23 protein-coding genes and 1 tRNA gene are annotated in these 24,092 nt (G+C 45.0%); 6 read left to right on the forward strand and 18 right to left on the reverse strand.

Going from position 1 to position 24,092, the window contains the following annotated elements; translation table 11 throughout:
- Positions 1-94 precede the first annotated feature (94 nt).
- Positions 95-1,150, forward strand: a complete 1,056-nt coding sequence (locus AC5JBY_RS18100) for a sensor histidine kinase (protein WP_495906041.1) — start codon at positions 95-97, stop codon at positions 1,148-1,150.
- Positions 1,151-1,212: 62 nt separating this feature from the next.
- On the opposite strand, the gene AC5JBY_RS18105 is transcribed toward AC5JBY_RS18100, so the two are convergent.
- From AC5JBY_RS18105 to rpsO, 7 genes are all read right to left on the reverse strand, one after another.
- Positions 1,213-1,734, reverse strand: coding sequence for a class IV adenylate cyclase (locus AC5JBY_RS18105; protein WP_495906042.1), 522 nt, complete (start codon positions 1,732-1,734; stop codon positions 1,213-1,215).
- Between the two features lie 65 nt (positions 1,735-1,799).
- Positions 1,800-2,255, reverse strand: a complete 456-nt coding sequence (locus AC5JBY_RS18110) for a hypothetical protein (RefSeq protein WP_495906043.1) — start codon at positions 2,253-2,255, stop codon at positions 1,800-1,802.
- Positions 2,256-2,419: 164 nt separating this feature from the next.
- Entirely contained in the window at positions 2,420-3,232 is an 813-nt protein-coding gene (locus AC5JBY_RS18115) for a M48 family metallopeptidase (protein ID WP_495906044.1), read from the reverse strand.
- A gap of 155 nt (positions 3,233-3,387) precedes the next feature.
- Complete coding sequence (gene plsY / locus AC5JBY_RS18120; protein WP_495906045.1) at positions 3,388-4,056, reverse strand: glycerol-3-phosphate 1-O-acyltransferase PlsY; 669 nt, start codon at positions 4,054-4,056, stop codon at positions 3,388-3,390.
- A gap of 81 nt (positions 4,057-4,137) precedes the next feature.
- Positions 4,138-4,977, reverse strand: a complete 840-nt coding sequence (gene prmA / locus AC5JBY_RS18125; RefSeq protein ID WP_495906046.1) for a 50S ribosomal protein L11 methyltransferase — start codon at positions 4,975-4,977, stop codon at positions 4,138-4,140.
- A gap of 179 nt (positions 4,978-5,156) precedes the next feature.
- On the reverse strand, positions 5,157-7,319 hold the full coding sequence (gene pnp / locus AC5JBY_RS18130; protein ID WP_495906047.1) for a polyribonucleotide nucleotidyltransferase: 2,163 nt from the start codon (positions 7,317-7,319) through the stop codon (positions 5,157-5,159).
- A 175-nt stretch (positions 7,320-7,494) separates the two neighbouring features.
- Entirely contained in the window at positions 7,495-7,767 is a 273-nt protein-coding gene (gene rpsO / locus AC5JBY_RS18135; protein ID WP_495906048.1) for a 30S ribosomal protein S15, read from the reverse strand.
- A gap of 201 nt (positions 7,768-7,968) precedes the next feature.
- Between rpsO and AC5JBY_RS18140 the strand changes: the two genes are divergently transcribed.
- Genes AC5JBY_RS18140 through AC5JBY_RS18150 form a run of 3 tightly spaced genes read left to right on the forward strand, consistent with a single transcriptional unit; the run spans position 7,969 to position 11,244 of the window.
- Positions 7,969-8,976, forward strand: a complete 1,008-nt coding sequence (locus tag AC5JBY_RS18140; protein ID WP_495906049.1) for a Gfo/Idh/MocA family protein — start codon at positions 7,969-7,971, stop codon at positions 8,974-8,976.
- 14 nt (positions 8,977-8,990) lie between these two features.
- The gene (locus AC5JBY_RS18145) at positions 8,991-10,085 is read left to right on the forward strand and encodes a glycosyltransferase (RefSeq protein WP_495906050.1); all 1,095 of its coding nucleotides are present in this window, start codon (positions 8,991-8,993) and stop codon (positions 10,083-10,085) included.
- A gap of 10 nt (positions 10,086-10,095) precedes the next feature.
- Positions 10,096-11,244 carry a glycosyltransferase gene (locus AC5JBY_RS18150; protein ID WP_495906051.1) on the forward strand — a complete coding sequence of 383 codons (1,149 nt, stop codon included), beginning with the start codon at positions 10,096-10,098 and terminating at the stop codon, positions 11,242-11,244.
- Here AC5JBY_RS18150 and AC5JBY_RS18155 read toward each other — a convergent pair.
- The 9 genes from AC5JBY_RS18155 to AC5JBY_RS18195 form a co-directional block, all read right to left on the reverse strand.
- Positions 11,204-12,112, reverse strand: coding sequence for a glycosyltransferase family 2 protein (locus AC5JBY_RS18155; protein ID WP_495906052.1), 909 nt, complete (start codon positions 12,110-12,112; stop codon positions 11,204-11,206). The two genes, AC5JBY_RS18150 and AC5JBY_RS18155, sit on opposite strands and share 41 nt — an antisense overlap.
- Entirely contained in the window at positions 12,109-12,798 is a 690-nt protein-coding gene (locus AC5JBY_RS18160; RefSeq protein WP_495906053.1) for a cell division ATP-binding protein FtsE, read from the reverse strand. The genes AC5JBY_RS18155 and AC5JBY_RS18160 overlap by 4 nt, the downstream gene beginning before the upstream one ends.
- An 82-nt stretch (positions 12,799-12,880) precedes the next feature.
- Positions 12,881-13,399 (reverse strand): GNAT family N-acetyltransferase, encoded by a 519-nt coding sequence (locus AC5JBY_RS18165; protein WP_495906054.1) that lies wholly within the window; start codon positions 13,397-13,399, stop codon positions 12,881-12,883.
- Positions 13,396-13,908 (reverse strand): hypothetical protein, encoded by a 513-nt coding sequence (locus tag AC5JBY_RS18170; protein WP_495906055.1) that lies wholly within the window; start codon positions 13,906-13,908, stop codon positions 13,396-13,398. Before AC5JBY_RS18170 ends, AC5JBY_RS18165 begins: the two co-directional genes overlap by 4 nt.
- Positions 13,909-13,959: 51 nt before the next feature.
- The gene (locus AC5JBY_RS18175; protein WP_495906056.1) at positions 13,960-14,700 is read right to left on the reverse strand and encodes a GNAT family N-acetyltransferase; all 741 of its coding nucleotides are present in this window, start codon (positions 14,698-14,700) and stop codon (positions 13,960-13,962) included.
- 35 nt (positions 14,701-14,735) lie between these two features.
- Complete coding sequence (locus AC5JBY_RS18180) at positions 14,736-15,350, reverse strand: hypothetical protein (RefSeq protein ID WP_495906057.1); 615 nt, start codon at positions 15,348-15,350, stop codon at positions 14,736-14,738.
- Positions 15,351-15,407: 57 nt separating this feature from the next.
- Positions 15,408-15,803 (reverse strand): VOC family protein, encoded by a 396-nt coding sequence (locus tag AC5JBY_RS18185; RefSeq protein WP_495906058.1) that lies wholly within the window; start codon positions 15,801-15,803, stop codon positions 15,408-15,410.
- Complete coding sequence (locus AC5JBY_RS18190; protein ID WP_495906059.1) at positions 15,800-16,543, reverse strand: protein phosphatase 2C domain-containing protein; 744 nt, start codon at positions 16,541-16,543, stop codon at positions 15,800-15,802. The genes AC5JBY_RS18185 and AC5JBY_RS18190 overlap by 4 nt, the downstream gene beginning before the upstream one ends.
- 52 nt (positions 16,544-16,595) lie before the next feature.
- Entirely contained in the window at positions 16,596-18,833 is a 2,238-nt protein-coding gene (locus AC5JBY_RS18195) for an FUSC family protein (protein WP_495906060.1), read from the reverse strand.
- Between the two features lie 306 nt (positions 18,834-19,139).
- On the opposite strand from AC5JBY_RS18195, the gene AC5JBY_RS18200 reads away from it, so the two are divergent.
- A tRNA-Lys gene (locus AC5JBY_RS18200) sits at positions 19,140-19,212 on the forward strand.
- Between the two features lie 308 nt (positions 19,213-19,520).
- On the opposite strand, the gene AC5JBY_RS18205 is transcribed toward AC5JBY_RS18200, so the two are convergent.
- Both AC5JBY_RS18205 and AC5JBY_RS18210 read right to left on the reverse strand, forming a co-directional pair.
- A complete protein-coding gene (locus AC5JBY_RS18205; RefSeq protein ID WP_495906061.1) occupies positions 19,521-21,383 on the reverse strand; it encodes a ScoMcrA-related endonuclease in 1,863 nt (620 codons plus the stop codon).
- Between the two features lie 141 nt (positions 21,384-21,524).
- Entirely contained in the window at positions 21,525-23,075 is a 1,551-nt protein-coding gene (locus tag AC5JBY_RS18210) for a DUF6119 family protein (RefSeq protein ID WP_495906062.1), read from the reverse strand.
- A gap of 412 nt (positions 23,076-23,487) precedes the next feature.
- Here AC5JBY_RS18210 and AC5JBY_RS18215 point away from each other — a divergent pair, with 412 nt between their 5' ends.
- Complete coding sequence (locus AC5JBY_RS18215) at positions 23,488-23,832, forward strand: hypothetical protein (RefSeq protein ID WP_495906063.1); 345 nt, start codon at positions 23,488-23,490, stop codon at positions 23,830-23,832.
- Positions 23,833-24,092 lie beyond the last annotated feature (260 nt).

The following is a 24,092-nucleotide window of genomic DNA, read 5'->3' on the forward strand; positions in this document are numbered from 1 at the left end:
ATGCTTCATTTTTAACAGTTCGTACGTACTTAAAACCGGACTAACCGGGGATGTGCAGGCAATCGAGTATTTTTGGCAGCAGCATCTCTTCCCAATGGCAGTATTACGCTCCCCTTTTAGTTTTTCCAGTGACCTCCGGTTACGGCTGGTGGGCCCTGTCGTATTGTTTTTTATTGGAGCGGTTTTCTTCCGGCTGCGACTTTATATCGATAGTCCCTATTCCAAATGGCCTTTTATCTTTTGTGTGGGTATGTCCAGTGGTTATATTGGCTGGGAACTGGCCCGTCTTACTGCTTTGTTCATCCAGTTCAGGCTACCTGGCCTTGAACGTGTCCGGCAACGGTTGTTTTTCCTGGTGCTGGCTATCATCCTGCTTTCCCACTTCGGTTTTACGTTGCGTGTAGTGGTTCATGGCCTCATCGGTACTTTTCCACTGCAGTGGCCCAAAATGATGGAATATTCTTCAGGATTGGGGGTATTGATCTATTATGCTACAGTAACGCTTACTATTTATGAGGGTGGTTATTTGTGGCAGCAATGGCGGGAGGCTTCTGCAGAAAAGGAACGGCTGATCCAATCGGAATGGCAGGCCAAGTTTGACCTGCTCAAGAGCCAGATCAACCCGCATTTTCTGTTCAATAGTTTAAATGCGCTTGGTTCGCTAATCAATGAAGATCCTGAGAAAGCGGAGCAATTCACAAACGAGTTGAGTAAGGTGTACCGGTACCTGCTACACAGTAGCAGCCAGGAAATGACCAGTCTGTCGGCAGAACTGGAGTTCATCATTTCTTATGCGCTTTTGTTAAAGACCCGACATGGCGAGGGTTTCAGGCTTCGTATTGCTGTAGAAAAGCAATATGAAAATTACCTTATCCCTTCACTGACTTTGCAACTGCTGGTGGAGAATGCGGTGAAGCACAATGTTGTGGCACGGGACCAACCTTTGGAGGTGATCATTCATAGCGGGGAGGATGATATGCTGATCGTGGAAAACAAGATCCGTAAAAAACATATTCAGGTAATGCCGAGTGGTGTGGGCCTGGCCAATATCAATAATAAGTTCCGGCTGCTGAACCAGCACGGCATCCAGATTGAGGCTACGGAGGACGACTTCATTGTGCTGGTGCCGTTAAGAAAGCCTATTATCTGAACCAGGATTTATTGGATTTTAGGGATTGGGAGGAAAATACCTTTTACCTACTGCTCTTTTGCCTACTGCTCTTTTACCAGCAGCATGTCGCTGTAGGAATATTGGAGCAGGTCTTCGTCTCTTATTTCAAAAGCTTTGCGGTAGTATTCGCATTGTTCCTGCAATTTCTCTACTGGCAGGTCTTCTGTTTTATTGCTGGCTTCTATTTCTACAAATGTGCCTAAGCTTTCCAGTTCGTCAATGTGGAACTTCACATTACCGATGAAGTATATTTCGCGCTTTTTAACTACTGCTATTTTAACGCCCAGGGCATTGGTCAAGGTTTGCTTCAATGTGTTGGCATCTGCTACTGGTGTCAATATGAAATCGGATTGCTTGGGGCCGGGCTGGTTATTGCGCTGGTACCAGATGAGGTTGGTTTCGATATTGCCCTGCCGCAGTTTTAGCCGGCCGTTGGGCACATTGAAGTAAGTATCTGTCTGGTGATCGATGCCTTTGAAGTCAGCGCCTCTGTTGAGCAGGTATTGCCTTATCTTATCGGCGTTGGCTGTTCTTGCTTTTATTTCGATGTTGATGAATGGCATAAACAAAAAACAGACCCACGGTACGATGGGTCTGTCGATAATAAGTTGTGTGTGACGCTGGATGGTTAATCGGCCATGGCTGGAACGCGTTTGCCTGGCACGGGTGCTCTGCGAGCAGGTTTGGCTGGCGCTATGGCTGCAACTTTGTTGAAGCGTGTAGCGGTCCAAACGTGATCAAGTGCTACTTCATCGCCACCTTCGAAACCGGCATTGCGGATGCAATCCCAGCTGCATTGGCGATTAAGGTCTGTAACGATCTTGGAAGTGGTTTTTGGATACGCGATCCAGATTTTACCTTCTTCCTGTAATGCAGGTAGTACATCCTTCATGATGCCTGTCAATTGGCTTTCATTTACTGCAAACACCAGTGCAAAGTCGATTTTGCGCGACTTCAATAAAGGAGTTACATTTTTGGCGAAAGCTAATTTTACAAACTGTTTTTCGATTGAAGAAGGAAGTCCCTGAATCAGTACATTTTTTTCTTCCTGAAGCTGAAGCTTATCTAACAAGTTTTGCGACATGCCTGAGAAGTTTTTTTAGTAAGTGATTTAGGTTATTCGACGGGATTGCAAAGGTAAGGCAAAACCGGTACGAATCAGTACTTTTTGCATTAAAAAACCCGTCATGGCTTTAATTGTCGCCTTGACGGGTATAGAAAATATTTTATTAGTTTATTCCCCTATATCTATTTACCTATTGGTTTATAGTACTTAAGAGCCTCCGGCATCATCTCCTGGAGCTTTTGAATACGGGTAGCTTCAGCCGGGTGTGTGCTCAGTATTTCCGGTGGTTTCTGGCCGCCGCTGGCTTGCGCCATACGCTCCCACAGGGCGACTGCTTCCTGGGGATTGTATCCTGCCATGGCAGAATAAATCAGGCCGTAACGGTCTGCTTCGAGCTCCTGTTTGCGTGAAAAAGGCAACAGCAGGCCTACTTGTGAACCGATACCAAAAGCGCCCATGAAAAGGTTCTGCGCTGCCGGTGTTTTATTGGCAATGGCTACCTGAAGGGCTTGTCCGGCCAATTGCTGACCTGCCTGCTGGCTCATGCGTTCATTACCATGTTTTGCCAGGGCGTGGGCAATTTCATGGCCCATTACTGCTGCCAGGGCTGCTTCATTCTGCGTGATGGGGAGCAATCCTGTATATACAACGATCTTTCCACCAGGCATACACCAGGCGTTTACTTCTTTTGAATCTACGAGGTTGTATTCCCATTTGTATTGCTGGAGTTCCTGTGCAATTTCGGGCTGATTGGCATAAAAGCTATTGATCGCATTTGTCAGGCGCTGGCCTACCCTACGTACCATTTCAGCGTCTTTGCTGCCAGAAGTGGCTACTACTTTATTCTGGGAAAGGAATTGTGCGTATTCGGTAGCCGCCATGCTTTGGATATCCGATTCATTAAACAGCGACAATTGATTTCTGCCTGTGATAGCGTTACGGCTGCAACCGGCCATAAGGGCTATAACGGTGGCTGCAACGAGGATTCGTTTCATGAAGATTATTTTATCAAATATAGTACTAAAATAATACCAGCCTCTACAACGTAGCTGCGATGGTAATAACAATAGTTGTCGTTGATTGTTGTCAATCAATAAAATATAAAAGGCGGTATTACTACCGCCTTGCTAACAATCTATAATAAGTTTGATTAATCTTCTTTAGCTAAACGACGGCGTTCGCGCTTGCGGTCGCGGTACTTCAGGATGGGTACCTTGCTTTCGCTGCCGCGCAAAAGACGGGAAATGTTTTTCTGGTGTGTGAGTACCACCAGCAATGCCACAGCAATGGCAAATGCTCTGTAGAGTGGTTCTCTTTCATTAAATATGAAGAGGATGAGCACTGCAAAGGCGATGCTCGCTAAAATGGAACTAAGGGATACAAAGCGGGTGAGGTACAATACCGAGAGGAATACACCTACACAGCAGAGGGCTACCAGGGGCTGTATAGCGATGATCATTCCAAATAATGTGGCGACACCTTTACCGCCTCTGAAATCAGCCCAGATGGGAAATATATGCCCCAATACGGCGGCCAAACCAAGTCCTACCATGAGGTTGGTGCGGTCCCATTCATTGGTGGTATCTGCGTAAAAAGGTAATAGTAAATACAGACTGGTAGCTGCTACGCCTTTGAGGACGTCCATGATCATTACGAAGGTGCCCCAACGGGAGCCGAGCACGCGGAAGGTATTGGTAGCGCCGGCGTTGCCGCTACCGTATTCACGGATATCGATGCCGAAGAATCCCTTGCTGACCCAAACAGCTGTAGGAACAGAGCCGATCAAATATGCTATTGCAATGATGAGCACTTCTTTCATTGAATAGTTGGTTGAATGTTGGAAAATTCAAATTTAAGGAAAAACGAGTTAATATTCTGATAACATACGGATTATTATATGTTACCTAGTAGTTAACTGAAGGGCGATCCATGCCTGCTGTTGTTTTTGGTCCACAATTTTCAACCCGTTGTTGTTTGCGGACTTTTCTATATCCTCACGATCACCAGCCAGTAAGCCACTCATGATTATAACGCCCCCTGGTGTTAAATGTTGTTGTATGGCTCCCATATTTGCGAGCAATACGTGTTTATTTATATTGGCCAGTATGATGTTAAATACTGCAAATTTTTCTAAACTGTCTGCTTTTTCCAGCACGATGTTTGTGGCTGACGTGGCCTCTTCGCGTTTGCGATTGACCTCAATATTCTCTGCAGCATTTTCCACGCTCCAATCATCGTTGTCGATAGCAACTATATGTTTAGCACCTTTCATGGCTGCTAGTATGGCCAAAATTCCTGTGCCTGTGCCGAAGTCGAGTACTGTTTTGCCCGTAAAGTCGAGCTGTTCCATGTATTCGATCATCATGTAGGTGGTGGCATGATGCCCGGTACCAAAACTCATTTTGGGCGTGATGATGATCTCATAGGCTACGTCTTTAATGGGTGCATGAAAATGTGCCCGCACGGCGCAGAACTCCCCTACTACCACCGGCTCGAAGTTCTTTTCCCATTCTTCATTCCAGTTGCGCTGGGCAATGGTTTCGGTGGTATAGGTTGCCTGGTAGGTGTTGACCAATTCTTTTATGGCTTCCTCATCCCATTGTTCTTCGGGAATGAATGCGGAGAGTTGCTGCGGGCTTTCTTCAAATCCTTCAAAGCCTTGTTCGCTCAGGAGGGCGATGAAGATCTCGAGTATTTCTTTCTCGGGGTGGGCAAGCTTTAGTTGGATGTAGTTGCTCATAGTATTTTTTTTCGGCAGTCGACAATCGGCAGTCGGCAATGCGTTTGCTTCGATAGCAGATTTCTCACTTCGCTGTCGCTCCGTTCGAAATGACAAAAGAGAGTATGTTCGAAATGACAAGGGTGAACCACTTTTGAAGGTGGTTCACCCTTTGAATATGATAGCGTTAATGCCAACGATTACTGCTGTGGCGCAGCTCCGTTGCCCTGGGGCCTTGGTGCTCCTTCGGGTTTAGGCATTAATACTTTACGGCTCAGTTTGAATTTGCCAGTCTTGTGGTCGATACCAATCAGTTTCACTTTCACTTTCTCGCCTTCTTTCAACACACCTTCCATAGACTCAAGGCGCTTGTGTGAAATTTCGCTGATGTGGAGCAAGCCTTGTTTGCCAGGCAGGAACTCTACGAAGGCGCCAAATTCCTTGATGCCTTTAACGGTAGCTTCATACACTGATCCAACTTCCGGCATCGCAGTGATTCCCTTAACCCAGGATACTGCTTTGTCCAGTCCTTCTTTGGCAGGGCTGAAGATGCTTACTTCACCATAGTTACCAACTTCTTCGATATTGATGGTAGTACCTGTTTCGCGCTGGATCTCCTGGATGATCTTTCCTTGTGGTCCGATCACAGCTCCAATGAATTCCTTGTCGATGAACAGTTTTTCCATACGTGGTGCATGTGGCTTCACTTCCTCACGGGCAGCTGGTATGCAAGCATACATGGCTTCGAGGATGTGGAGACGGCCTTTGCGGGCTTGCTCCAATGCTTCGCGCATCGTGTCCATGCTAAGGCCATCGATCTTGATGTCCATCTGAACACCGCAGATGCCTTCACGTGTACCGGTTACTTTGAAGTCCATATCACCGAGGTGATCTTCATCACCAAGGATATCAGTAAGGATCGCGTATTTGTTATCGGAAGCGCGTGTGATCAATCCCATCGCAACTCCACCAACGTGTTTGGGGAAGGGAACACCTGCATCCATCAACGCCAGTGAACCGGCGCAAACAGTTGCCATAGATGATGAACCGTTTGATTCCAGCACATCGCTCACCACACGTACGGTGTAAGGATACTCGTTGCCAGGCATCATTTGTTTCAGTGAACGCATGGCCAGGTTACCGTGTCCTACTTCGCGACGGCCGGGGCCGCGCATCATTTTCACTTCACCGGTTGAGAATGGCGGGAAGTTATAATGCAGGATGAACTTGGTGTATTCTGAGTTGGCAGCGCTTTCTACCAGCAGCTCGTCCAATGGCGTACCGAGTGTAACGGTAGTGAGTGATTGTGTTTCACCACGGGTAAACAGTGCAGAGCCGTGTGGAGAAGGCAGTGCGTCTACTTCCATAGCGAGGCCACGAACCTGATCTAATTGACGACCATCGAGGCGAACGCGATCGTTGAGGATCATATCACGAACGATTTCCCACTGGAGGTCTTCGTAATATTTCTTCGCTTGCTTCTTTGTTTTGTCATCTACATCTTCGCCGAGGCTTGTGATCAACTCCTTCTTCAGTGCATCGAATGCATCGCTGCGGTCGTGCTTGGCAGAAGCGCTCTTGGCGATCGCGTAGATCTTATCTTTTGTGAAGGCTGCTACTTTTTCACGCAGTTCTTCGTTTACTTCAGGTTTTGTGTACTCGCGCTTGCCTTGTACACCTGCTTTTTCGCGCAGTTCATGCTGTGCTTTGATCTGGATGCGGATAGCGTCGTGTGCAATTTCCAATGCTTTCACGAGGTCTTCTTCGCTGCACTCTTCTGATTCACCTTCCACCATCATCAGGTTCTTTTCTGTAGCGGCGATCAGGAAGTCCATATCGGCAGTGGCCAGCTCTGTACGGGTGGGGTTCACGATAAAGTTGCCTTCCACACGTGCTACACGCACTTGTGAAATAACTTCTTTAATGGGAATATCTGATACTGCGAGTGCGGCAGAAGCAGCGAGACATGCTAATGCATCGGGCATTACTTCTTTGTCGCTGGATACGAGGGTAACCAGTACCTGTACATCGCAGAAATAATCTTCGGGGAATAAGGGACGTAATGAACGGTCGATCAGGCGGCTTACAAGTACCTCATAATCGTTCAGTTTGCCTTCACGTTTGAAGAATGAACCGGGAATACGACCGGCAGAGGCGAATTTTTCGTTATAATCTACAACCAGCGGAAAAAACTCTTGTCCTTCTTTGGGTTCTTTGTTGGCAACAACTGTTGCAAGCATGATGCTGTTTCCCTGGCGAACGGTAATGGAGCCATGAGCCTGGCGTGCCAGTTTACCGGTTTCGATGGTTACCATACGGCCACCACCGATGTCGAATGTTACACTAATAGGTTGAGAGAGCATAGAGTCTCAATTTGAGGTTGGCAGTCACAAACAGAAAGGCGGGAAGGTGTGGTTTGTGCGCGCAACCGGTTTAAAATACAATTTTACGTGTCATTAATCAGCATGCCGGTAAAACAAGTATTCCCAACTGGATTTGTTCAGTTGGGAATAGTATATTTTTACAGCATAATGCTGATTATTTTCTGATTCCGAGTTTCTCGATCAGTTGGCGATAACCCTGGAGGTTATGCTTGCTCAGATAGTTCAGTAAGCGTTTGCGCTGACCTACCAGTCTCATCAATCCACGCTGAGTTGAAAAGTCCTGCTTGTTTTGCTTGAGGTGTTGGGAAATTCCATTGATACGCTCTGTCATCAAAGCGATTTGTCCTTCAATAGAACCTGTGTTGGTAGCTTTTCCACCATACTGTGTGAAAATATCTGATACTTTTTCTTTAGATAAATACGACATCTCAATTTTTTTTAAAAAACATCCAAATTTTTACTTCTTCTATAATTTGGCGGCAAAGGTATGGAATTAATCGTGATTTTAATATCTTGCCTGCCCGTTTTTTTCTGAAGAAGACTGCCGGGAAGGCATGAAGACGGAAAATATTGGTTTTTAGCCAGTATTATTACCTTCTCTGCCACAAAAATAAGATTAAAACCAGGCATGAGCTATCACTTTGCGATTATCGGTTGCGGTCATATTGCGCGGCGTCACGCCGGCCACCTTGTTGCTCATGGCACGCTGGATGCTGTTTGTGACACTGTTCCCGGACGGGCGCAGGAGTTGGCCGATCAGTACGGCGCCCGGGCTTATTCTTCTGCTGCCGGGCTCTTCAAGGCTGAGCGCCCTGACATTGTAAGTGTGTGTACCCCAAACGGCCTGCATGCCGAGCATGCGATTATGGCCCTGGAAGCCGGCAGTCATGTACTGTGTGAAAAACCCATGTGTATTTCCCGGGAAAGCGGACTGCGGATGATCGCAGCTGCTGAAAAAGCCGGCAAAAGGCTGTTTGTTGTAAAGCAAAACCGGTATAACCCGCCCGTAGAGGCTGTGAAGCAACTGCTGGATGCAGGAAAGCTGGGCGCCATCCATAGCTTCCAGGTGAACTGTTTCTGGAACCGGCCGCTGGCTTATTACAAGGATAGCTGGCACGGTACCCGCGATCTCGATGGTGGCATTCTTTATACGCAATTCAGTCATTTTATCGACCTGCTGTACTGGCTGCTGGGTGATGTAGCGGATGTTCAGGGTAGCCGCAGCAATTTTACACACGGCACGTCTATTGCTTTTGAAGATACCGGTGTTGCCTTGCTGACAATGCAGAACGGCGCCATTGGCACTTTACAATATACTATCAATAGTTACCAACGTAATATGGAAGGCTCTGTGACCATTTTTGGCGAGAAGGGCACTGTGAAGATCGGTGGGCAATACCTCAATAATATTGATTTCTTTTCTGTGGAAGGGGAAACGGCTCCTACCCTGCCTGCAGGTAAACCCTCGAACCAGTATGGATTTTATGAAGGCAGTATGAGCAATCATGACAGGGTATATTATCACCTGATCAAAGCGCTCGACAATCCCGGCTATCGTTTTGTGGAGGCTGGCGAAGCGCTAAAAACGGTCGAGATCATCGAAAAGATTTATGCTGCCTCACCGCTTATTCCCTAACTTTCCCCGCTTGCATGAAGCATCTTGTATTTACTGTTACCAACGACCTCAGTTTCGATCAACGTATGATCCGGATCTGCACGTCGCTAAGCCAGGCGGGTTATCAGGTTACGTTGGTGGGCAGGAAAATGGGTAATTCCGTACCGCTCAGGGAGGAATCTTTCCGGCAAAAAAGGCTGCCCTGTTTCTTTTCCAAGGGCAAGAGTTTCTATATCGAATACAACCTCCGGCTATTTTTTTACCTGATATTCAACAGGATAGACGTTATTTGCGCCATCGACCTGGATACTATCCTACCCTGCTATGGGGTTTCGGTGATCAGGCGTATTCCCCGGATCTACGATGCGCATGAACTGTTTTGTGAGATGAAGGAGGTCGTTACGCGGCCGGCTATTTACCGTTTCTGGAAGCGTATCGAACGTTTCGCCGTGCCGCGGTTTAAAACTGGTTATACAGTGAACCAGCCGATCGCTGATGCGTTTAAGGAGATGTATGGCGTGGATTATGGCGTGGTCCGCAATGTGCCAGTGCTTCTAACGCTCAATATCCCTGAAAAAAAGGAGCGCTATATCTTATATCAGGGGACAGTGAATGAAGGGCGCAGTTTTGAAACGCTGATCCCTGCCATGAAACAGGTGTCGGCTCCCTTGATCATATGTGGCGATGGTAATTTTATGGAGCAGGCCCGGCAACTGGTAACCGATCATGGGCTGGAAGAAAAGGTAATATTCAAAGGCAGGATATTACCACACGAATTACGTAATTATACCGTTAATGCGTGGATTGGGGTTACTTTATTTGAAAATAAGGGTCTAAGTAACTATTATTCGCTTGCAAATCGTTTTTTCGATTATATGCAGGCAGGTATTCCACAACTGGGTGTGGATTATCCGGTTTACCGGGAAATAAACAATCAGTGTCCAATTGCTGTTCTTATTAACGACCTGAGTGCTGACAGCATTGCTGCTCAGCTTAATAGATTGTTAAATGATGAACAATTGTACCGGGAATTACAACAAAACTGTCTAACCGCGAGAACGATCTTTAACTGGCAACAGGAAGAAAAGAAACTGGTTGCTTTTTATTCAACTTATTCAAAGAATACCTGAGCTCAGCATTTTGGAAAAGCATTTACATATTGTTTCGTCGGACATTCCATTTCCGGTAGATTATGGTGGTGTAATCGATGTCTTTTGCACTATTAAGAATCTTCATAATGCAGGCGTTAAGGTGCATCTGCACTGCTTCGACGATGGACGTGGTCCTCAACCTGAACTGGCTCAGTATTGTACGGAGTTACATTATTATCAAAAGTTGACCGGCCACAAATGTATTACTCCCAAGCTTCCTTATATAGTTGCTTCACGCTCCTGTAATCAATTACGGGAAAGATTATTGAAAGACGATCATCCAATATTATTACAAGGTATTCATTGCACTTACCTGCTCAATGATGAACGTTTCGACAACCGAAAGATACTTGTGCGGTTGATGAATGTGGAGCATGAGTATTATGAGCAGTTGTGCAAAACCACTACTGTGTTGCAGCCGCTGAAAAAGATCTATTATCATCATGAGAGCAGGCTGCTGAAGAATTATGAAAAGACCATTGCCGACAAAGCGCTGTTTCTTGCGCTGTCTGAGCAAGACGCTGCTGTGTACCGGCAAAAGCTGCATGCCAAGCAGGTGGTGACCGTGCCTCCCCTCCTGCCTTATACAGCCGTGGAATCGGAAACAGGTATCGGTTGTTTTTGTCTGTATCATGGTAATCTTTCGGTAGAGGAAAATGAAGAGGCTGCTATCTGGCTACTGAATAATATTTTCAACAAGATCGATGTTCCTTTCATTATAGCGGGTAAGAATCCTACTGCCCGCCTCGAACGTGAAGTAAACCTGCATGGCCATGCGTGTCTTGTATCCAATCCTCCACAGGAGCAAATGCATGACCTGATCAGGAAGGCGCAGATCAATGTACTGCCTTCTTTCTGCCGCAAAAGCCGTTCAGTAAAATTATTGAATGCCTTGTTCTCCGGCAGGCATTGCGTAGTGAATCCTACGATGGTAGCGGCTTCAGGTCTCGACACGGCCTGTCATGTGGCTACCACTGCAGAAGCTTTTCAATCTATCATCATTCAATTGTATCACCAGCCTTTCGATGAGCACGAGTTGTTGCTGCGCAAAGAGATATTGGCTCCTTTCCTGAATCATGGCCAATTGACCAAGCAGCTTACTTCTTTGATATGGGATAGTGCTCCTGCAAGCGTATAAAGTATTGTAATCTGTAAAGATCGAAGAGTCTTAAGGAAGGATTGCAGGATTGAAGGTTGCGATGAATGTATCCTTTCATTAACTTATAGCCCACTATTGGTATCCAGTGGGCTTGCCATTTTGCAAGTCTACGATACACACGAAAGAGTTTAACATGCCTGACAAGCAGCTCCTCCGGAATCATACCACTCAACTTTTGCAGGTTTATCAGCGCATTTTCCGACTTGGCAATGAATATGGTGTTAGTCTCCAGCCCAGCATGTAATACCGGATTATCAATGTAGCTTACTGGTATGTTGTTTTGCTCCAACTGGATGCCAATCCAGGTGTCTTCATGCCCGTAGCCTTCTCCACCGGTATCGAATGTCAATTGCTTAAAATAGCGGGCCTGTATCATGAAGTTGTTGGTCATAAATGCCGGCTGGTGTTTTTTGCCGGGCAGCCTGCTTTCGCGGTGGGTACCGTATTTCCAGTGTAATGCAGTATTGCAATCCTGTGGAGGATTGTGCGTGTAGATCCTGCCGCCCACTATTACTCCAGTATTTGTGGTTATTGCCTGGTAATAGTTAGCCAGGAAATTATCTGAAGGTATTTCGCTGTCCCCATCGAGGAAGAGTAACCACTCTCCAGCTGCTGCGGCCGCCAATAGCTGACGGATACGTGCACGACCGTGGTTCTTCTCTAATGGCATGTAGCGAACGAAAGGCAGTTTTGTAATGGCTTCATTGATCAGCCGAAATGCCTGCGTTGAACCATCGTCCATCACAATGATCTCACCGCTCCCCTGTAAATGGGAAAGCCCGGCGCTTAGCCGGGCTACCAAATTATTTATATCCTGATTGTATACGGGTATTAGTATGGAGATCATACTATGTCTATGCTTGCATTGTCGATGACCCTGCCCCGTTCTGTGCGCACCATACGTGCGGGGAATTTGTTGATCACGATATAGTCGTGGGTAGCCATCACGATGGCGGTGCCATAATCGCGGGAGATATGGAACAGCAGCTGCATGATCTCATCGGAAGTCTCCGGATCGAGGTTACCGGTAGGCTCATCGGCCAGGATAAGCTTGGGAGAGTTAAGCAGCGCCCTGGCAATGTCCACGCGTTGCTGCTCGCCACCACTCAACTCAAAAGGCATTTTAAAGCCTTTGGCTTTCAGACCCACTTTATCCAGCACATCGACGATCTTCTCGTCCATGAGTTTTTCATCTTTCCAGCCTGTAGCGCGCAGCACAAACTTGAGGTTATCGTTGACATTGCGGTCGGTGAGCAATTGGAAATCCTGGAAAACCACGCCGAGGTTGCGACGCAGGAAGGGCACTTTCTTCCAATCCATTTCGCGCAGGTTGAAGCCTACTACGGTGCAATCTCCTTCTTTCATTGGGAGGTCGCCGTAAAGTGTTTTCAACAGACTGGATTTGCCGGTCCCCGTTTTACCCACCAGGTAAACAAACTCGCCTTTCTGCACCCGGAGGTTCACATCCTGCAATACGAGATTACTGCCCTGATATATATTTACGTGCTTTAATTCTATGATCGCATCCTGCATAATAACCGGTTAAGTCAAACAAAAATAAGTAATTATGGAATAGAAAGGTATTAGGTGTTAGCTTTTAGCCATTAGCTTCGGGTCATATGGGTTCCAGACTTACCCCCATCACGTTGATGGATCTTTGTTCTCCCGGCATGGTGATCAACCGCTCGAATCTGAATCCCAGCTTTTCCAACAGGTGTATCGAGCGGACATTGTCCTGGTTCACGATGGCCAACAGGTGCAGTAATCCCACTTTGTTTCTTGCATAGTCCAGTACGGCCGTTGCTGCTTCATGGGCATATCCTTTACCGTTGTGCGCCGCCATAAATGCAAAGCCAATATCCGGAATCGGCAGGGTATCTCTTTTAATGAGTCCACACATACCAATCGGCTCATTGCTCTGCAATAACTGCACCAGCCAAAGGCCAAAGCCATTCATCTCATAACTTTTCATTGGCCCGGAAAGGATATAATTCACTGCATCTTCAACAGATCGCACGCCTTTATCGCCAATGTAAGCCAGCCAGGCCGGCTCATTGACGAGCTTCAGTATAAAGGGAGCATCATCAACAGTAAGTTGACGAATCAGCAGGCGTTCTGTTTGGGCGATGATCATGGTTGTGGCTTAACGATTTCCCATTTGGATATATACATCAGCATGTCGGAAGTTTTTTCCGGATCTCCATTGGACATGACCAGACCGCCATCTTTTGCTTCGAGCTTAAGATAAGCTTTGGTGGAGCTTCCGTCCTGTTGCCGGATATGGCCTGTATACAATGCCTCTCCTGCAGTAAGGTCTGCATTCAAGGTGCAGTCAAAATGTTCGATGGTCATATCAAAACCCGCCTTCTCACCTCCTTCCATTTCTGCGGATGTATTGATGTTTTTGGCCAATGGGTCAATGGTGATCACTGCGTTCATTGTCATATCGCGGGCATTTTGCACATCCCGGAACTTTTGTGAATAATACCTGATTATCTGCTGGCAAGCTGGAATTGTTGTGGTGACTGTTCCTTTTGCTGTACCGGATGTTCCGGAAGATTGGGTGGCTTTACAAGCAATGAAAAGGAATAATACAACAATGGATAGATAAGGAATGCGGGTTGTACGAAGGGGCATAAGCATGGCTAATGGTTAGGCCTTGAAGATAGCCAATTTATAACCTTGTCGTATAGTTTATTTTACCTTCCCTATGAGCATGTGACCGGCTACTTGTAAACCTGCTTTCAGCAAAGTGGCTTTAGATGCCGGATTGGAAACATTGCAACGGGCAGCGGGTATACGCCCTGCGAGGTAGCATTGCTTTTTTACTTCCTGTAGCAAGTAACTGCCATACCCTTGTTTGCGGCAGTCTTCTTTTACTTCCATGTATAGATCGGCAAAGGGCATATTATAATGTAGCAGGAAGCCACCCGTGGCAACGACTTCTCCTTTCAGCTCCAACACATAGGTACCAGGTTCTTTTGTATATACCTGTTCACCGTCTTTCAATATTCTGAAGATTGCATTGGGTATCGTATAATCTGTTACTGCATAATCTTTAAATAGCACCACCGGCGCGTCGATATTGCCAGAAAACTCATGCAACATGGAAGTAAGGAGCAATACGTTGCTTTGTGATTCGATCAGGGTGGCCCTTGACGTATTCAGTAATTCACGGAAGAGCAGGTTGGCGTAATGCCGGGCATGGGGCACCAGGTAAAATTCGAAAATGGTTTCGCGGACGCCGTGTATGTCCTGTCCATTCACTGATCCATGCCCCACTGCTACTTCATCCAGGAAAAGCAGGTAAGAATCGGACCAACCTCGCTCGTGTACAGCGTTGTAACGGATCTGGCAGTTGTTCTCCTGCAGGAATAACCGGCGGAAGGTCATGATCTGTTCCAGCTCTGTTTTAACGGCTTTGCAATGTATCATGGAGCGGGATTTAGTTCCCCCTTAAAGTTACGTACTCAATCTTTTTCCCAGCGTCTTTTTGGTGTGCCTTCCTGCCGTACTACGGTCCAGCCATTGGGCGCTGCTTTTTTGAGCAACCTTTTCCGCAGCTTCTTAGGGTAGAATATCTTCTTAGCAGTCTTTTTGCGTGGGTATTTTTTGACGATGTTCAACTGTCCCAATATTTCATACGATGCTGCTCCGCAGCGCATGCCGAATAGCGCATAATCATAGGGTGTTTGCACCAGGTAGGTAGCTGCAATGCTATCGAACTGTTGCTTTTGCCGAGCAGTAACGGGAATGTAGACAATAACTTTCTTCACACTGTCGGGGTCACCGCCCAGGATACCATAGAATGCACTTTCATTGTGCACCGCGTAAGTGCTGTGCCGGTCGTTTTCTTTTTTAAATACATGGAAGGAGCCTTGCGGAAGGAAGTTGACGATCCGGTTGCTATCGGCTTCAATGCCCACATGGCCACCCAATACACCGCCAAACCATTTTTCTTCTGTGTCTTTGTATTCTTTCAATGGCCGTGAGCCATAGAGGAAATGCACTTTCAGATAGGTGGTATCACGGGCAATAGTAGTTGTAGCAGAAAAGCAACATAGAGCAAGGAGCAACTTACGCATAGCAAGGGGTTATGTTTTGAATGTACAAAACTCCTTTCTACTATTTTGTTAAATCGGCTATTGCCCGGGTGCTTCGATCAGGTCCCACAGGTTGCCATACAGGTCGGCAAATACTGCTACTTTACCCCAGGTTTCCATAACGGGCTCGCGCACAATAGTGATGTTGTGTTGTTGCAGGTTTTTATAATCGCGGTCGAAGTTGTCGGTATACAGGAACAGGAATACCCGGCCGCCGGTTTGGTTGCCTACCCTGCTTTGCTGTTCTTCATTGGCAGCTTTGGCCAGCAGCAGACAGCAGCCATCAGAACCGGGAGGCGATACGACTACCCATCTTTTGGTGGGCGACAATACGGTGTCTTCTATTAATGTAAAATGCAATTTCTGTGTATAGAAAGCAATGGCTTCATCATAATCGCTTACTACCAGTGCTATGCGGGCTAAGGATTGTTTCATGATATATTATTGATAATTCGAATAACTGACAGATCATCGCCCGGTCTCATTCCGAATTGATGTTCCAGCTTTTTCAATTTTGATTCCAGCATATCGTCCTTTGCAGCGTCTTCTGTATCTCTGACAAGAAAATCTATAGGATCAACGACATCCAGCTGCTGTTCAGTCACTCTGGTAAATAGCTCAATGCCATCCGTGGCGATAGATATATCTGCAATATTATGGAAATGTAGTTTCTGAGAATGGCTTGCGTACCATTCTTCAAAATCTTTCCCCAGATGGAATCCAATATAATCCGGCTTATTATCGTGATCGAACACAGTTAACTGGCCATTAATACAGACCACACCATCGCCAATAACGAGGACGAATCCTTCATTCTTTTCTTTATCTGCAAGGAGCAGGATTAATGTAGTCAGCAATTCATCCTGATTGAGCAAAAGCTGGTTTTTAACTGCCACCAGTTCACGGAAGAGTTCGGCCAATATAGATTTCACGACCACTTCCGGAGTATCGGAAGCCGGAGTCATGGTATACAAATCCTGGTAATTTCTGCTCTTGATTATTTTACGGAGCAACTTGCCTGTCAAGGTAGAAGCGAGGTAACTATCTGTGCCCATGGTACAGCCATCCATAACGGCTGCTATGTATTTGTTTTTGCCCAAGCTGTCGATAAACAGGTAGTCTTCGCAATGATTGGTGTGGTAATCGCCGATTTGTAGTGCGGAGTATATTTTCATGCAGAACTGAAGGACAAAGATATAATAAGATCACGTATCAGTCAGCACTGCATCAGTTTTCTTCTTTCTTCAGCTTACCCAATATCCTTACGTGTTCGGCTGTGATGGAATAGATCAACTGGAACTGATCGGTGATGGCCTTCAGGTCAGACAGTGTTTTGCGTACGGATTGCTGCACATTGCCCGGACCTGCCTGTATCTCCTGTCGCCTTTGCTCAAAGAGCTGCTGCAAGCGGGCGCGAATGGGATAGTCTCCGGTCTTTTGCTCAACCAAGGGAAGTGCCTGATGCTCCATTAAGTTTTGAGAAACCCTAAACTGATCGTCTACCTGTTTAATCAGTGGCAGAAAATCAGGGGAAGCATATTGCGGCGCTGACCGCTCTGCATAATAGGCAAGTGAAGCTATGTGTGAGGCCAGGAGGTGGCTGGTAGCTACAAACTGGTGGTAATGTGAAAGACCGGGCTGCTTGTTCTTGGGCTCCGACAGCATACGATGGAAGTGATCGGACATATTGGCCAGGGCCACAAACGCTTCTTTGCGCGCTCCTCTGTAACCGGCTTTGTCTGTCGACTGATTGGTAAAGGCAGCGGATACCACATTGAAGTAGTGCCGGCTGGTTTGAATGAACTTAATAATGAAGGGATCGATTTGCTCATGCTCCCATAATGGCAACACAAATTTGGACACCAGATAGGCAATGAGCGAGCCAATGCCTGTATCAATGATCCTATCCTGCAATACAGTAGCTAACCCACCGGGATTCATAAAATGGAAGCTAAGGATCACATAGGCCGTAATGCCTATCGACCCTACCAGGTAGTTGAGCTTGATGTAGGTATAAGAAACGATCATGGATACCAGCAGCAGCACGAAAATGGCAGTGTTGTCTTTAATAAAGAATAGCACGCCAAAAGAAAAAGCAGCACCGATCAATGTGCCTGCCAAACGATGAATATTACGCTGGCGGGTGATGCTGTAGGCAGGTTTCAGGATCGTGACGATCGTAAGCAATATCCAGTATCCATGTCCCAACGGATACAGCAACGAAATGATGTATCCGATCATCATCGCCAATGTGACGCGGACAGCATGTCTAAAATGGGACGACTGCAGTGAGAGGTTATCGACCAGCAGCTTGATGCTGTATTCCTGGTTGGCAGGCGCCTGTTCTTTCAGGAGCTTCTCCCCTACTTCTTTGTTCTTGCTGATGTTGCGATCGTAGGTGGAATAATGCGCCAGCACAGCGATGCGCTCCACCAGGTCTTCAATGCTGTACAGAATATGACGCAGCTTGATGAATCCTTCAATGGTATGGGGCCCCAATTCTTTATCGCGCAGGGCAAAATAGGCATCGCTGGTTTCTTTGTACACCTCTTCGAGGGAATGGTCATCTCTATAGGGTAGTCCTTCCTGTACCGCCAAACCTATTTTTTGTAATTCATCCGATGCCAGCAGGATCATCCGGTGATATGTCTTCAATATTTCTGTATCGTCAAACTCTTCGTGCAGGGTTTCATACTCCTGTTGGGTGGTCATGATGCGCTCGAACAGGTCTATACTATCGAGGTACATCATCATGAGGATGCGGCTCTTGCTGGTGGACTCGGAAATAACCCGCCTCGCTTTGAAGAGCATTTCATGCAGTTCTTCATGGTGCAGGTGGATGGCCACCTGATGGCGCATCAATTCTTTATAGAGGTGTTCATTATCGCGCTCTACATCATAAAAGGCTGCTTTGACGCGGAGGTAGCCGGCAATTTCCATCAGGCTTTCGCCCAACAATTGCTGGATAGGCCTATATGGGCGTAAGGTGTGCAGGAAGAAGCTCAACAGGGCATACCAGGCACCGCCCACTGTAAACCAGGCAGCATCGCGCCAGATATTGGTGGAGGCCAGGTGGCTATCGACGTTGAAAATGAATACCAGCAAGGCGATAAGGCCGATCGAGTTGGCCCGGTTGCCATAGACCCCAGCCAGGGAAAAGAGCATACCGAAAAGAATGATCTCAAGGCCAATCATCCAGGGAAACTGCCGGGTGAAACCTACGATGAGCACCACGATACAGTTGAGCAGGATACTCACCAGCATTCCGTTGCGGCGGTGCTGGAGGGGGCCGGGCATATCGGTAATGCTGACCACCAGGGCGCCCAGCGGGATCGCCATCATAGTGGTGAGGAGATCATAATGGTTCAATACTACCGCGGGAATGATGGCGCCGGCGGTGATGCGCACACCTGCATACAAATACTGACTACTGATAAACTTCCTGAATTCCCTGGTATAATCCATAGTGTGTAATCATAACTAAATTACACCCTGTTTTGTTGGAAAGCGAGTTGTAAGTCGTTTTAAATTTCTGTAACTCATTGGTTTGCATATTTATTTTTAGTTCCTACTATGAAATTGTACTCCTGCATCGCAGGCTGGCCGTGGGTTTGCGGGAATTCCAAAAAACCAAATGATTTCAATCCACAGGGTGTGAAAATAAAATCAGAAATAAATTTGGTGCGATGTGATTTCTACGTATTTTTGCACTCCCAAAAACGATATAACGGTCCTGAAAATGAGACAGTTATTGAGTAGCAAGGGAGGTTAGAACTCGTAGCTCAGTTGGTAGAGCACAACACTTTTAATGTTGGGGCCCTGGGTTCGAGTCCCAGCGGGTTCACTTACAAAAACAGAAGCCTTCAAGATCATTGATTTTGAAGGCTTTTTCGTGTTCGAATTCAATATTATCATTTGATGCCGAACTTATGGGGATCAAGTTAAATTTCGAGGCGAGGAGAAATTAAGCATATAATTATAAAGCTTGAACAGGAAAAGATTGATGTCCCTAACCTCTCTTACAGAGGTCACCATGAAATAACGATTTCTCGCTTAAAGTTAGCAGCACCAAGCCGAATCCCCATCGCACTTGAAATCCATGAATATCGGAATGAGAGTATAGCTTATGAAATTCCATCCGTAACCTAATTGCTATGTTTCTACTACAACGCCTTTCTTCCAATCAAAGCAAACATACCTCACTTTGATACCAAGTTCCTTTCCCAGATGTTGTAAGTATGCTAATTCATCAGCAGAGGCGGGCAAATGTGACACGATCACAAATTCATCAGCCAATTTCTGGAGGGGGAAGTATGCATATTCGAACAATTGTCCAAGTGCTGCCCGTATAGAATATCTACTGCTTGGATAGGTTTTTACTTCAAAAAAAATTTTCTCATTCGTCGGAGTTACTTCAAGGATGTCCACACGGACCTTACTTTTCCTTTTATAGCTTTCAGTGTAGATTTTGTGTCCATCGGACTTATGACGGCGTAAATAGTTCGCGTATCCGGTTTGAACATGCCGATGCACATTTTCTAACTCTCTTACCTGCGGTCGATGTTCTCGCTTTATTTTCTTCTTTGGGCCCTCTTCATTTTCGCTACCGAAAACAAGATCATCAACTTCGCCTTCAGCCTCTTGTCTTGTAAGAAATCCTGGAAGCTTTTTCAATGTCGGCAGATTATAATGGCCAGAAGGAGGTACCTCATTTTCCGAAAATGGCGCCAACTCATAAGAGCGAAAATCCTCGGGCCTGAATCGAACATTGAAACGTTTGTAGTTGTGCCAATCAATGTATCGCTGTACATTAACATTCTCCAACTCGCCAAGCTGCCAAATCTGCTCGTTCAACCAGCCTCGACGTAGATACTCCTTAGTAATGAGTTCTGATTGATTATCCGTAATCACTTCTGCGCCGGTAATCTTACCTACCCAATACCATTGTCGAATGTCCCAGTTACTAGCAAATAGGGTTAGGTTATAAGATTTCCCGACATGATCCTTCGTATTCAAAGCCTCCATGCAGGCATAATGAAAACCGTCAATGGTTTTGTCTAAGTCTAATAACCATTCTTCCGGAGTGAATCCGTATTCTTTCTCTTGGCTTTTTGCATGACTTCGAGATTTTCCGCTACGTCCCGAAGGACTTATCCAATTGTTGTCGTTCCATACTATCCGGGCCGCCATTTCAAGGGATCTATTATCAAACAATCTGATTGCTTCAAGATATATAGGAAGAGTTTCCTTCAAATAGGTAAGCGAATCGTTTATTATGTATTGCCAATCACCTGTATCATCGGCCTGTATGTGGATGAATTTCCATCCTATTCTATTTTCAAGCAGTAATTTATCAAACCTTGATTCTAAATTCTTATCAATACCTGATCGCCGGCAATCTAATTTTATCACAAGGTGGGACTTCAAATAATCAGGAGATCTAGGCCCCTCAATACCTACAGTGAAAAATACTTTATCATGGTAGTGATCGGCATGGTGCAATTGATACCACGAGTAATATTTGAATGCCTGTCCTGTCTTATTATTCCTCTTTTCATTCCAATGAATCGATCCCTTACGAATGTACGGCGAAACTTCATGAATCTGATCGGCCCAGTATCTTGATCGTCCCCAGATATACTTATTGATAAATACACCAGCATTTTTATGAATAGGGTCTTTGCTATTATAGGGTTGATTAGCATACTTATCAAAGAAGGTAATTTCCTCTTTTGTAAAGGGGTAATCAGCACTACGTGCAGTTTTTGTAAGGATTGGAAATCCACGATGAATGAGAAAGTTATTAGATTCTTCTCCACCACTGAATTTATCCGATGGCCATTCTTCACCTTTTGCAAAAATATTCGCATACGAGATAACTACCTTTGGCGGATAAAACCTTCCTTCATAATAAAGATCGTAGTCGTCTGATTTCCGATCTGGGGAATAATCATCAGAGTCGATTTTGCGAATTGCTTTCAATATATCCTCTGCCGTAATTTCTAAAGGTATCATACTAATTTAAATTTCATTTAGTTTTTTGACTTCAATTAGTTTCTGTTTACAATGACAAACCAGAGGATGAAAACGGTATCGACATTAGTACTAAGGAAAATTCTATATATCATCTTAAATACATGATCTAGCAATTCAATATTAATCTATTTTATAATTCACTTTTACGATTGGGGTCATATTCATGCTTTTAGACAAATGAATCCACTCGGTCAATTTAGTGTGAAAGATCAAGGAATCGAGGTCTGATAGTTTTTCGACCTCCGTCCTACGGTCCAGAATAAGCCACAAGCAGATTTGTTTAGGCCGAATGTTTGATTGTTTGACTTGAATCTTGACCTGCTTTGACTTAAAAAGTAGAAGTGTGTTTTTGGCTTGATCAATTACGTAGGATAATTTTTGAAGCGTACCTATTTTCACAAAAAATAGACATCTACCTTTATAAAGATCCATGCACTCTACTCTGTACTTTTTATCAAGAAGAATTATATCCCTATCTTTATTTATATAACCTTCTTTTTCTCTAAGCAAATTGAAATATTGTTCTGCATAAAATTCTTTGTTCTTAGCCAAAAAAGCAGCCAGCTTTTTCTTAGATAAATTTTGCTTTGGATTGTATTCCACCTCTACTGAATCTACGAACTTTTTAAGGTAGTCTATATATGACTGATTGAAGTGTTGCCATTTTCCGTCAAGAAAGCAGTTACCTTTATCATCAGTGTAATCAACAAAAAACTTTAAAGACCTTGCTGCACTATAGCCATCCGCATCAACAATTTCAATCTGCAGGTTATTCAGCTCGTCACCGATTAAAATATTATTTGACTTTGCAAAAAATTTCAAGGATTGAATATCAAAAGCTGTAAGCTTTTGTTTGTCTTTCTTGTTCCCTCTGGCATAGACATAAAATTGACTATCATCATTGAAAAATTTATCTTTCCATGTCAATACCAAATCTTCATCATCTTTTTTAGTGCTTAATTGATTTAGAGCTTTTATTAAGGCTCTCTCTAATTTTTTAATTATAGTAACTTCTTTTATCTGTTTAACCCTAGGTATTTCAACTTTTATTCGTTTTGCTAATGTTTTTTGTATACATATCAAAAAAGGGGAAAGGTCTATCGGTTTTATTGCTAAATTGAAGTGGATATTTTCTCCAAATGCTACTCGCTTTCCCCATTGAGCTTCGGAAATAGTGGAAGCTACCAACCGGCGATAAAATTCTCCGGATTCATAGTCACTAACCTCACTGCTTTTGCGATAGCTAACTATAGACTGGTTCTTAATATTAAAAAGATGTTTTGATCCTTTTTCTTTAATCTCTGTTGGATCTGCGATTCTCTCAGCTAAGTCTAGCCCAAATTCTGTATCGCAATATGGCTCTACGTAAAAATGTGCTTTGCCTAATGATACCGCGAATGCTCTTCCTCCTTTTACTTCAACAAGTAAGACACCAAAATAAACTTGATTATAGCGCTGCTTTAACTTAGGAAGAAATGGTTTGTAGATATCCATCCAGTGTACGGGTGTATCAGGTGGCTTCTCGGAAAAAAAGAATGTAAAAGTGTTTTGTGCGATTTTCTTCTTAGAAGTAATTTTCATTTTTGTCTTCAAGGCCGTTTTCAATGACAGTACATTACCTTTTTCTATAAGGAATATGCTGTACGGATAGATCTGTTCTTCTGGCAGCATTGATTATTAAAGATTTATCGTTTAACGATTAAAATAATGCTTTTTGATTTTGTCCCATACAGTGTTTTAACGGTATTTACTGCTAAGCAAGGTTGGCATTAGCTAAAGATCCCATATTGAAGTACTCAAAAGTTAAAAGAAATATCAACAATGAATTGAACAACAACACCTTAAGATTATAAAATCCTTTAAGACTGCTCCAAAAACGTGTTCGATAATTGTTCTAACCGGGTTCACAAAGCAAGTCGAAAGGATTGCTTTTTTGTTTGGTAGCTCAGGCTGTTTGACGGATATCAATTAATGCCTGCAAGGGCTGGATTTAGGACCTGCTATCTGCCTGGTAACAACTATACCTATTGGTTACCGTTGAAAATTGTTGTAACATCGCAGTAACCTAAACACCCCTTACTACATGGAGAATACCCTCGCTCCGCAACCAGTGGATACTAATACAATTTACAACCAGGCTGCCAATCTGCTAGTCGAGCAGCAGATGAGTCCAGCGCAAGCTATTGATACGATGGTTGCCAATGGCATTCCGGAAGATCAAGCCAGGGCAACTGTGGAAGACCTGCGTGGTCAGATCACGAACGTCATAAAACAACAGGCACAAAAGGACATTTTGTGGGGTGCCGTATGGTGTGTTGGCGGTACTATTGCCACGATGGCCAATATCGGCTTTATCTTCTGGGGGGCCATCCTGTTTGGCGGTGTACAGCTCGTTAAAGGGTTGATAAATTACTCCAAAGCGGAATAACAGCGTTTGCCATAACTGCTGCCTGACCTAATTGCAAGATGGGGGACCAAGGCATTGGCTTATCCCCTTTGCACACTTATTGCCTAAAACTGCACGGTTATGCCCTATTTCGACACGCTTATCGGTTTGTACTACCCTACATATCTCTTCCGGTTATCTTTGGCCCAATAACCAACGCTACTACCACGTCCGACCGGGATTACAAGCCGGACAGGTTCGCAAAAATTGCGCGTCTGTTCTCTTTTTGTCCTGGCCAGTTG

The sequence above is a fragment of the Paraflavitalea sp. genome (assembly GCF_059502485.1).